Here is a 6,959-nt window from a genome sequence, read left to right as displayed (position 1 = left end):
CGGAGTGTCGCACGATAGTTGCGGTCATCGTTCCGCACGCTCCAGCGTGGGAATGCAGTTCTCGACGCTCTGCGTCGTCAAGAGGACGCAGAGCGTCCGGAAAGGCATGCGACGCGGAGCGCCGCACGATAATTGCGATGATCGCTCCAGCATTGGGCTTTACGACGCGGAGCGCCGCACGACAGTTGAGATTATCGTTCCGCACTCCAGCGTGGGAATGCAGTTCTCGACGCTCTGCGTCGTCAAGGCGCGCATGTGGCGGGTCAGCCTTGGGACGGGCTGGTCGAGTCCTGATCCGCTTCGGCCGCCAGCTTCAAGCGGTCGGCCTTGCTGATGTATTTGGCCTTGCTCTGCGGGGCCAGTTTGGCGCTGGCCTTTTTGGCGTGGGCTTTCAGCAACTGCTGGATTTTCTTGCGACGATTCATGCTTTTCAACTCGCTTGCACAGGCGCGAATCATAGCAGTTGCCTGTCGCACCATGCATGCGACTACCCGCCGTTCTGAACCATCTGCCACAACGACGCACCGACACCGGTGATGCTCTCTCCGGCAATCAAGCCTGCCGCCGCGGTAATGGCGAAGCGTTCTGTAACGGACGGCCAGCGACAGTTCACCAGCCAGGTGAGCACTGCGCCAAGGGCCATCATCAGAGACACCGAGGCCGGCAGGACAAAGGCCAGGCCCAGTGCTGCGGCGCTGGGCAAGTACCGGGCGCGATGAGCAGACAGCGTGCTGTCGAGGATGCCCAGCAACAACCCGACCAGCCCGCCGATGAAAATCGCCCAGCGGATGCTCGCTGACAGCGAATCCAGACCGTGGGTCAGCGTTTGTGCGACGGCTTTCCAGGTGGCTACTGCCGGGGCGGGCCATTCTTCGGTGAGCAGCATCGATTGCGGGTCCGGGATCAGCGCCATATAAGCCAGGACCCCGACGATACTGCCGACGAAAATCCCCAGTGTCTGGGCGATCAGCTGTTTACGCGGCGTGGCGCCAATCGCCCGGCCGACCTTGAAGTCGTTCATCAGGTCCGTGCATTGCCCGGCAGAACCTCCGGCCGTGTTGGCGCTCATCAGGTTGATCGGCACCTGCCCGGGCGCAACGATGCCGAAGCTCAGTTGCGATAACTGCCCGATTGCCCCGATAGGGGGAATGCCGGTGGCACCGACTACTCGAGCCGCCACGGCTGCGAGACAGATTGCCAGGGGAATGGTCAGCAATGCCATCCACAGATTGATACCGAATAACAGCGCCTGCAGGCTGACCACCAGCAAAATCGCCAGCGCAAAACCGACGGCAGGCCCGGCCTTGGGCACTGACCAGGTCGTCCCGCCACTGGCTCTGGTGGATTTGTGCAATGCCCACAAACGGATCGCCAGTGAAGCCAGGGTCGAGCAGACCATCAGGCTCACACCCGGCCATAGCAACCATTCCACCAGTGCTGCGAACTGCGGGCCGCTGCTGTCGGCCGGTAATGTCACCAGACCCTGGTTCAGTAGCCACGGCCCCACACCGCCCCAGGCCAGCAGAGCACCGAGCAGCAGGGTCATGCCGACGCGAATGCCGATAATTGCGCCGAACCCAACCAACAGCAGCGAAGGGTCGGCGGTAAAGGTCAGACGCTCCAGGTGAGCGCTCGGCGACCAGCGCGGGAACGCCCATATGAATGTGTCGACCCACTTGGCCAGCGCAGACAGCAACGCAGTGCTGAGCAGCACCTTCAAGCGTATTGCGGCTTCGCGCCCATGGTTGTAGATGTGTAGCAGGGTTTCCAGAGTGGCCATGCCTTCGGGAAACTTCAGCGATTTGTCGTTGAGCAGTGATGGCCGCAAGTACCAGGCAATCCAGATCCCCAGAAAACTCACCGAGAACACCCAGGCGATCATCGGGACGGCATCCAGTTGCTGACCGGTCAGCAAGGTATAAGCCGGAATCGGCGCGACCAACCCACCGGAAATGATCGACGCAGCTGCCGACGCCACGGTCTGATTGATGTTGCTCTCATGCAGCGTCCACGGCAGATGCTCGGATGAACGCTTTGAAAGCCCTTGCCATATCGCATAGCCGATCAACAAGGCGATGATCGACATATTGAACGACCAGCCAATCTTCAACCCGGCGTAGACATTGGAAGGCGTCAACAGGATACCGAGCACGACCCCGGTAATGACCGCGCGCAGACTAAGCTCGCGCTCGACAGGACTGACAAGAGGCATCGATGGCGAGGTTGAAAGCATGCGAGTTCCTTTCGGCAATGAGACAAGGCAACCTATAAAGTGAGCGTCATAGTGGCCGAAGGTTCAGATGACGGGCTTCCAGCCCCTCGTCACTGTGTAGAATCCTGACTCTGCGGGATCCTCTCAACCAAGCACATTCAGCCCATCATTGAAATGGCACTCGCGATCATCACCGCCAAGGTTTTCTGGCAGGAAAGCGGTGAGGTCGTAGGGCAAAAACAGCGTATCCAGCGCCAAAGAGAACGGCACGTCTATCAGCCAGGGCCAGGTTGATGTCACGTCTTTGGTACCCCATGCCCAGCCGTGTCGTGTTCCGGGATAGACGCAACGTTCACCATCAAGGTGATACATCAGGCTCCAGCAGCCGCTCAGTGAGATGGCTGCAGCCAGTAACAGGCATTGCTTGAACATACATTCCCTTGTTTCAGAGTTGATGCAACGTGTGCGTCATTCTAGTCGCATAACCCTGCGGCGATCATCCTGCGCACGGCCCGGGCAATATCTTGCGTAGCCTGCGCTGTCTGCTCGCCTGGCAACTGATCGAACATATGCGGCACACCCGGGTAGACATGCAATTCCACCGGCACCCCCGAGCGCGACAGGGTCAGTGCGAATGCCAGATCCTCTTCCAGAAACAGGTCCAGTGCGCCAACGCAGATGAAGGTGGGCGGCAGATCGCTCAGGTCGGTGGCCAGTGCGGGGGAGAACAGTGCTTTGCGCTCATCGTCCAGTGCGCAGGCACCGCGCAGGCATTCCCAGCAAAAATGATTGGCCTGACGCGACCAGCTGAAAGTGCCGGTAGTCGGGTTGGCTGGCAGCGCGTCAGGCGCGCCAGTGCGGTGATCGAGCATGGGGTAGATCAGCACCAGACCGGCGAGTGTCCGCAGCCCTTTGTTTCTTGCCAGCAGAGCGAGCGCGGCAGCAAGCCCGCCGCCTGCGCTGTGGCCCATGATCACCAGGTTGCGGGTGTCCATGCCTTGCGTCAGCCCATTGCTGAATATCCACTCCAGCGCTGCGTAACAGTCTTCCAGCGGGATCGGGAATGGATGCTCGGGGGCGAGCCGATAATCGACAGCGACGATGATTGCCTTGAGCTCGACGGCTAGCTCTGCGAGGTAATCATTGGCCATCTCCGGGCTGCCCAGAACAAAGCCGCCACCGTGGATATACAGGATGACGGGGAGTTTGGGGTGTTCGAGCGGCGGGCCGGGCCGGTAAAGGCATAACCTGATGCCGACGTCCGAAACGCCTGTGGTCCAGTGCTGCTCGCTACGGGCCGCAGTGGCTGCCGTCCAGGCGGCACCGACACGAGCCCTGATCCCGGGCAGGGTCTGATGTGTCCAGCTACCCGCAGGCTCATCCATGAACGAGTGATAGGCCGGGTCCAGCAATTCATTTGCGTTCAACGGTTGCCCCCGATGCGCAGGAGGTGCACAGGAAAGTGCCCCTGTGCACCTTCAGTGCCTACAGCCAGGCTTTGATCTGCGTGCAGACTGCCGGCGTGGAAATGCCATAACGATCATGCAGTGTAGGCAGCGCTCCAGCGTCGAGAAAAGCGTCCGGCAGGGCGATCTGCCTGAAGGTCGGTGTAACGCCATTGCGCAGCAACACAGTCGCCACTGCTTCGCCCAGCCCGCCGATAATCGAGTGGTTTTCGGCGGTCACCACCAGACGGCCTGGTTTTCTGGCTTCCGCCAGAATGGTCTGCTCGTCCAGCGGCTTGATGGTCGGCACGTGCAGCACCGCAACATCGACACCGTCGGCCTGGAGTGCCTTGGCCGCTTCCAGGGCTCGCATGGTCATCAGGCCGGTGGAGATGATCAGCACGTCGTTGCCGGTGCGCAGGGTCTTGGCTTTGCCAATCTCGAATGTGTAACCGTATTCATCCAGTACCAACGGCACGTTGCCGCGCAGCAATCGCATGTAAACCGGGCCTTGATGCGCTGCGATCGCCGGTACGGCCTGCTCGATTTCCAGCGCGTCGCAGGGGTCGACGATCATCAGGTTGGGCATGGCGCGAAAGATCGCCAGGTCATCGGTGGCCTGATGGCTGGGGCCGTAGCCAGTGGTCAGGCCCGGCAGGCCGCAGACGATTTTGACGTTGAGGTTGTCCTCGGCAATCGCCATGCAGATGAAGTCGTAAGCGCGACGCGAGGCGAACACCGCATAAGTGGTCGCAAACGGTACGAAGCCTTCCCGAGCCATGCCCGCAGCCGCGCTCATCAGCAATTGCTCGGCCATGCCCATTTGGTAGAAACGTTCAGGGTGCGCTTTGGCGAAGATGTGCAGGTCGGTGTATTTCGACAGGTCAGCCGACAGCCCGACGATATCCTGACGTTGCTCCGCGAGCGCCGCCAATGCATGGCCGAACGGAGCCGGGCGAGTGGCCTGACCCTCGGACGCGATAGACGCGATCATCGCCGAGGTGGTCAGTTTTTTCTTCGTGGCAACGGACGGAGACAGTGTGTGATTGGCAGAGCTCATACGATTTTCCCCTCGTCGAGGTTATTCAGTGCGACGTCCCATTCATGCTCATCCACGCGGATGAAGTGGGTCTTTTCACGGGTTTCCAGAAACGCCACGCCCTTGCCCATTTTCGTGTCGCAGATGATGACCCTGGGCTGAGCGCCGACGTGTTGGCGGGCCGCGTCGAAGGCTGCAACCAGTGCGTTCAAGTCGTTGCCGTCGACGCGCTGGGTAAACCAGCCAAACGCCTGCCAGCGATCCACGATGGGTTCGAAAGCCAGCACTTCACTGGAGTGGCCATCGGCCTGCTGGTTGTTCACATCGATGATCGCGATCAGGTTGTCCAGCTTCCAGTGTGAGGCCGACATGGCCGCTTCCCAGGTGGAGCCCTCGTTCAGCTCGCCGTCCGACAGCAGGTTGTAAACGAAAGATCTTGATGCCTTGCGCTTCAAGCCCAGGCAGGCACCTACCGCAATGCCCAGACCATGACCCAGCGAACCGCCGGTTATTTCCATTCCGGGGGTGTAAGTCGCCATACCGGACATGGGCAGACGGCTGTCATCCGAGCCGTAGGTTTCCAGTTCATCGAGCGGGACGATTTCCGCCTCTATCAATGCCGCGTACAGCGCAATGGCGTAGTGGCCGATCGACAGATAAAAGCGGTCACGCTGTTCCCATTCAGGGTCTTCAGGCCGATAGTTCAGCGCGTGAAAATAGGACACGGCGAGCAGGTCCGCAGCGCCCAGCGCCTGTCCGACATAACCCTGGCCCTGAACCTGGCCCATACGTAATGCGTGCCGGCGAATGTTATGAGCACGCTGCGCCAGCGAAGTGGAAGGCGCAGGTAAAGTAGTGGCTGTCATGGTGATTACTCCGTTGACTCAACGATTGACCGAGGCGGCAGGGATGCGCAGCACCAGATAGGCGCCGATGAACAGCACGCCGGTAATCAGGTACATGCCAATGGCGCTTGAGCCGGTCGTGGTGGTGATCCAGCCGATCAGGTAGGGCGAACAGAAGCCCGCGAGATTGGCGAAACTGTTGATTCCGGCGATCCCGGCGGCCGCCGATACCCCGCCCAGCAGGGTGGTAGGCAGCATCCAGAACAGCGACGATGCCGAGAGAATGCCCGCTGCGGCGAGGCACAGGCTGAGCACCGACAGCAGCAGATTGCCGCCAAACAGCGCTGCCAGGCTCAGCCCGAGTGCGCCTGCGATCATCGGCCCGACCAGGTGCCAGCGACGTTCTCGATGTTTGTCGCCGCTGCGCCCCATCAGCAGCATCACGACGATTGCGCACAGGTAGGGAAGGCTGGTCATCAGGCCGATATGCAGCGGATCGGAAACGCCTGCATTGCGAATCAGCGTCGGCAGCCAGAAGGTGATCGCGTACTGGCCCATCACCACGCAGAAGTAGATGCATGCCAGCAGCCACAGACGCTTGTCGCGAATGAAGGCGCCTACCGACGCGTGTACCACTTTCTGGCTGTTGTCCTCTTGCAGCTCCTTGTTGACCAATTCCTTTTCTTCAGCGGACAGCCATGTCGCCTGATGCACGCCATCCTTCAGATAGCTCAGTACCAGCAAGCCGACGATCACCGTCGGGATCGCTTCAAGGACGAACATCCATTGCCAGCCAGCCCAGCCATGAACGCCTGCGAAGCGGGTCATGATGTAGCCCGACAGCGGGCCGCCGATCATGCCGGACAGCGGGATGGCGATGAACCACAGCACGGTCATGCGCGCGCGGCGATAAGAGGGGAACCAGTACGTCAGGTACAGCAGCAGGCCCGGTGCCAGACCGGCTTCCGCCACGCCGAGCAGAAAGCGCAGGGTATAGAACTGCCAGGCGGTTTCGACAAAGGCGAAGAGGGCGGAAATGATGCCCCAGGAGATCATGATGCGGGCGATCCAGCGTCTGGCACCGACCCGGTGCAGGATCAGGTTGCTGGGTACTTCGCAGAGGAAATAGCCGATGAAAAACATGCCTGCACCGAGGCCGTAGACAGTCTCGCTGAAGGCCAGGTCGTTCATCATCTGCAGCTTGGCGAAGCCGACATTGACCCGATCGAGATAAGCGCACAGGTAGCACAGCATCAGGAACGGCATCAGTCGCCAGGCGGTCTTGCGGTAGGCATTGGCGCGCGTGGTCGACACCGCGTCGAGGGTCATGGTGGTTATCATGATGGTCTGATCTCTTGTTTTTATAGACCGCCAGGCAACCGCCTGGCGTATCGTCGATCCAGAACAAACACAGGCTG

7 protein-coding genes are annotated in these 6,959 nt (G+C 60.4%); all 7 read right to left on the bottom strand.

The genetic code is table 11. The features are described from left to right. Positions 1–263: 263 nt before the first annotated feature. Positions 264–425, bottom strand: a complete 162-nt coding sequence (locus RYC17_RS11405; RefSeq protein WP_316903095.1) for a DUF2986 domain-containing protein — start codon at positions 423–425, stop codon at positions 264–266. Between the two features lie 62 nt (positions 426–487). Continuing rightward, entirely contained in the window at positions 488–2,233 is a 1,746-nt protein-coding gene (locus tag RYC17_RS11400) for an OPT family oligopeptide transporter (RefSeq protein ID WP_316903093.1), read from the bottom strand. Positions 2,234–2,356: 123 nt separating this feature from the next. Further along, entirely contained in the window at positions 2,357–2,644 is a 288-nt protein-coding gene (locus RYC17_RS11395) for a YceK/YidQ family lipoprotein (RefSeq protein ID WP_058399565.1), read from the bottom strand. 41 nt (positions 2,645–2,685) lie between these two features. Then, on the bottom strand, positions 2,686–3,639 hold the full coding sequence (locus RYC17_RS11390) for an alpha/beta hydrolase (protein WP_058407450.1): 954 nt from the start codon (positions 3,637–3,639) through the stop codon (positions 2,686–2,688). A gap of 58 nt (positions 3,640–3,697) precedes the next feature. Then, on the bottom strand, positions 3,698–4,717 hold the full coding sequence (locus RYC17_RS11385) for a transketolase family protein (protein WP_316903091.1): 1,020 nt from the start codon (positions 4,715–4,717) through the stop codon (positions 3,698–3,700). Further along, entirely contained in the window at positions 4,714–5,562 is an 849-nt protein-coding gene (locus RYC17_RS11380; RefSeq protein ID WP_316887654.1) for a transketolase, read from the bottom strand. Before RYC17_RS11380 ends, RYC17_RS11385 begins: the two co-directional genes overlap by 4 nt. Before the next feature lie 18 nt (positions 5,563–5,580). Next, a complete protein-coding gene (locus tag RYC17_RS11375; protein WP_316903089.1) occupies positions 5,581–6,882 on the bottom strand; it encodes an MFS transporter in 1,302 nt (433 codons plus the stop codon). Positions 6,883–6,959 lie beyond the last annotated feature (77 nt).

The sequence above is a fragment of the Pseudomonas syringae group sp. J248-6 genome, assembly GCF_032586995.1.
GTDB lineage: Bacteria > Pseudomonadota > Gammaproteobacteria > Pseudomonadales > Pseudomonadaceae > Aquipseudomonas > Aquipseudomonas amygdali.
Note: the sequence above shows the minus strand (reverse complement) of the source record. Positions and strands in the feature narration are given on the sequence as shown.